Genomic DNA, 3,020 nt, shown 5'->3' on the forward strand with positions numbered 1-3,020 from the left:
GTCCAGGAACCGTCCCCCCGGGTGCCCTCCCCGGGAGTCCTTGCCCCTGACGCGCCCGGCCCCGAGGCGCCGCCCGGTTCCGATGTGCCCGGCCCCGAGGTGCCCGGTTCCGATGTGCCCCGCCCCGAGGGGCCGTCCGGCTCCGACGCGCCCGACCTCCACGCGCCCGGCCCCGAGGCACCCGGCCGCGCGGCGCCCGGCTCCGGAGCGCTCGCCCCCGGGCCGGCTACCGGAGTCGTTGTGAGCCAGACCACTGTCACGACCGCTGTCTCCGCCACCAGCACCACTAACGCCACCAGCAGATCGGCTGCCCAGTGCAGCCGGGCCGGAGTGCGCAGGCCGTGAGGGGTGAGGGATCCCAGCAGGTCAGGGTCACGGTCCGGGTCCGGCGTCATAGCCGCAGTCTCGGGCGCAGATGCCTCCCGCGGCTTGAGTACGGCTACTCAACAGGGCGTGGGGAGTCCCTCCAGCCAGCCGGCGCGGGTCAGCGGGTCGCGCGCCACTCTCGCACTACGCGCTCCACGTCCAGTGGGGCCATGTTCAGGGGTGGGCCCTCCAGCGGGTGGCGGATGGCCTCGCGGATGCGGGTGTTGATGTCGGTGATCAGTTGGCGTACCTCCTGCTCCGAGCGGGCCTTGCGGGCGGCTGCCAGGGCGTCCTGGTCGTCCTTGCGGAGGGCCAGTGTGGGTGGGACGTAGGAGAGGTTTTCGTCCTCGATTTTCTGGCGGAGCCACCACATCTCGTCGTACGGTTCGCTCTCGCCGCGGAGGGGTTTGCCCCTGCCTGGCAGGTTCTCGAACTCGCCGCGTTGTTCCGCCTCGCGGATCTGGCGGTCGACCCAGGATTCGAAGCCGACGCCCGGTGGTTTGCGTTCGGTCATGTGGCCATTGTGGCCTCCCGGTCCGGGGCCGCGCCGCTGTCGGCCCGGCCCTTTTCGTACACCGTCAGGCCGCGGGAGAGGCCCAGCGGGACCAGGAGCAGCTCGCTGAGGATGCCGCGCCAGGCGTAGTAGAGGTTCACCGCCTTGTTCGCGTAGACGCAGGGGAGGTTCAGGAGGACCGTCCCCAGCGGGAGTCTGCGGCGGTGGGCGGCGTAGATGAGGGGCGGGGTGGTCAGGAGGAGTTCGGCCGTAGTCCACCAGGTCAGGGCCACTGGGAGTGGAGTGTCTGTCGTCCAGGCCGCTACGAACGGGGTCGCCCACCACAGCGGGGCCGTGAGGATCTCCAGTAGCGCCAGGAGGACCCAGAGGCCCAGTATCGGCTTGCGGAGGATCAGGTCGCGGGCGTGTACGCGGACGTTCTGGCAGAAGCCCGCCATCCAGCGGCGGAGCTGTTTGCGCAGGTAGGTGAGGTGCTCCGGGTCGGCTGCCCAGGCCACCGCCGACGATACGTACAGCGCCCGCCGGCCCGCGATCTGCTGGGACCACGTGTAGTCCATGTCCTCGACGATCGTGCGCTCCGGGAAGCCGCCGGCCGCCGCCAGGTCCGTGCGGCGGAAGACCGAGCAGCAGCCGGAGCAGACCATGGGGCTGCCGGCGGCGTGCTGGATGGGGCGGTGCCAGTGGAAGCCGAAGAGGTACTCCGTGGATCTGCCGCGTTCCCAGAGGGTGCGGGTGTGGCGGGTCTGGACGTTGCCGGCGGCCACGGCGACCTGGGGGTCGTCGAAGGCCGGGGCCACCCGCTCCAGGTAGTCCGGTGCCAGCACCGTGTCCGCGTCGACGGCGAGGATCAGGTCCGTGGTGCAGTGCGGCAGGGCGTGGTTCTGCGCCTTGGCCTTGCTGCCCAGGTTTGCGGGCGGGCGCAGGACCGTCGCGCCGTACGAGCGCGCCACCGCTCCCGTGCGGTCGGTCGAGGCGTCGTCGACGACGATGACCTCGTCGGGGCGGAGCGTCTGGTTCAGTACAGACTCGAGCGTGGCCGGCAGGCCCTCCTCTTCGTTGTGCGCCGGAACGATGACCGTGACAGTGCGCCGCATAGCCTGCTCCCCCAGACGACGAGCCCGACGCCGCCGTAGACGAGCGTGCTGAAGCCGATGAACGGCAGTCCCCCGTGCATCCCCTGCTCCTTCGGGCCGTACGTGTTCTTGCTTCGGATGCGACGAACGTAAGCCCGGCGCGGGTGCTCCCGCGCCGGGCTGTGGACTACTTGCCGGTTGTGGAAAACGTGGAGAACCTCGTCACCCGACCGCGCCGCCCCTCACAGCTCCAGCAGCGCCTGCACCGGAAGGTGATCGCTCGGGAACTGCCCGTCCTGCGCATACGTGTTGATCTCCGCATAGCGGCACCGCACCCCCGGCGTCGCCAGTATCCAGTCGATCCGGTCCCCGTCCGGCACCAGCCCCTTGTACCCGTGGAAGGTCCCGTACAGCCTGCTGCGCCGCTCCGCCACGTCCCAGGTGTCCCGCAGGCCGCCCGCCTCGAGCATCGTGTCGTACACGACGTTCTTGTGCGCGGCCACATTGAAGTCGCCCGTCACCACCTTCGGCAGCGCCGCGTCCAGGTCCGCGAAGCGGCTGGTGATCAGCGCCGCCGAGCGTTCCCTGGACGGCTGGCTCCGGTGGTCGAGGTGGGTGTTGACGAAGTAGAAGTCCGCGTCCGTCGCCCGGTCGTGGAAGCGGATCCAGGTGACCATGCGCACGATCTCGTTGCCCCACGTCGTGGAGGCGATCGTGTACGGGGTGTCCGACAGCCAGTAGTGGTCGTACTCCACCGGCTCCAGCCGCTCCGTGTCGTAGAAGACCGCCATGAACTCGTCCTTGCTGCCGCCCATCCGCCCGGTGCCGAGCCAGTCGTAGCCGCCGCCGAGGTCGGCGTGGATGTCGCGCAGCTGGGCGTACAGGCCCTCCTGGGTGCCGATGACGTGCGGGCTCTCCTCGCGCAGCAGGCTGCGCATCACCGGGCGGCGCTCCGACCAGGAGTTGGGCCGGGTGTCAGAGGCGTAGCGTAGGTTGAACGACATCGTCTTGAGCTGCCGGCCCGCGGCGGGGCGGGCGGCGGTCCCGGCCGAGGCGGCGGCGGAGGG

3 protein-coding genes are annotated in these 3,020 nt (G+C 70.6%); all 3 read right to left on the reverse strand.

Going from position 1 to position 3,020, the window contains the following annotated elements:
* Nucleotides 1-484 precede the first annotated feature (484 nt).
* Complete coding sequence (locus G5C51_RS41150; protein WP_165245927.1) at nucleotides 485-880, reverse strand: DnaJ family domain-containing protein; 396 nt, start codon at nucleotides 878-880, stop codon at nucleotides 485-487.
* Nucleotides 877-1,974, reverse strand: coding sequence for a glycosyltransferase family 2 protein (locus tag G5C51_RS41155; RefSeq protein WP_165245929.1), 1,098 nt, complete (start codon nucleotides 1,972-1,974; stop codon nucleotides 877-879). Before G5C51_RS41155 ends, G5C51_RS41150 begins: the two co-directional genes overlap by 4 nt.
* 221 nt (nucleotides 1,975-2,195) lie before the next feature.
* Nucleotides 2,196-3,020, reverse strand: an 825-nt coding sequence (locus G5C51_RS41160; RefSeq protein WP_165245931.1) for an endonuclease/exonuclease/phosphatase family protein, incomplete at its 5' end; no start/stop codon positions are given.

It is taken from the genome of Streptomyces coryli (genome assembly GCF_011044975.1).
Classification (GTDB): Bacteria; Actinomycetota; Actinomycetes; order Streptomycetales; family Streptomycetaceae; genus Streptomyces; species Streptomyces coryli.